General features: G+C 47.2%; 1 protein-coding gene. It reads right to left on the reverse strand.

All coding sequences use genetic code 11. From position 1 onward, the window contains the following. Nucleotides 1-741: 741 nt before the first annotated feature. A partial coding sequence (locus U8U01_RS17215; RefSeq protein ID WP_322176813.1) for a hypothetical protein occupies nt 742-954 on the reverse strand: 213 nt, incomplete at its 5' end.

A 954-nucleotide genomic window follows, 5' to 3' on the forward strand; every position in this document is an offset into this window, starting at 1 on the left:
GACCACACTTGATCGCTTATGTCATGTCTGTGATAGGAAGCATCCATCTTTTCCTCTCCTGTCTTTTTTGATGCTTCTATTCTATCACAATTCCTCTACCTTGTGTAGACACTATCTAGGGCTTGTTTGAAAATAGAGGAAAGGACGGATTTTTGACCAGAAGCGGTCAGTTTCAAGGAGAAAACCGCAAGGCAATCTCGCGATTGACGAGGATTTTCGACGTAGAAAGTGGCCTCTTATGGCAAAAAAGACGACGTTTTCGATTTTTCAAACAAGCCCTAATGTTGATGTGTGATGTTTATGAAGGTGTGCGGGGTTCCTCACACCTTTTGAAAAGTGGATGAAACTTTTTATGTTTCGTTTTTGGGTGGGCACTTAGGTTACTCTTTAAAAATGGGAAGGGGGGCTTTTCAAAAACATTTACCGTAAAGTGCGCGATGATATGCGTGGTCGAGCGGGCGGGTGGCGGGGATAGGGCGGTGGAGGACGGCTTAAAAGTTTTTAGGGATCCCTAAGGGACATTTTTTAAAAGGAAAGGGGGACGCGATGATGTGTGTGGTCGAGGGGAAAGTGGCGGGGATAGGGCGGTGGAGGACGGCTTAAAAGTTTTTAGGGATTCCTAAGGGACATTTTTTAAGAGGAAAGGGGGACGCGATGATGTGTGTGGTCGAGGGGAAAGTGGCGGGGATAGGGCGGTGGAGGACGGCTTAAAAGTTTTTTGGGATCCCTAAGGGACATTTTTTAAAAGGAAAGGGGGACGCGATGATGTGTGTGGTCGAGGGGAAAGTGGCGGGGATAGGGCGGTGGGGGACGGCTTAAAAGTTTTTGAGGATTCCTAGGCGGCGTCGTCAATAAAAATATGATATAATAGACCTCAAAGAAGAGGAGGGCAAAAAAATGGCGGGAGAACAGCATCGGCACGATATAAGCGACAGAGCGTGGGAGAAAATCAGG

Origin of the sequence: Acutalibacter caecimuris (assembly GCF_034335085.1) — a bacterium.
GTDB classification, from domain to species: Bacteria; Bacillota; Clostridia; order Oscillospirales; family Acutalibacteraceae; genus Acutalibacter; species Acutalibacter caecimuris.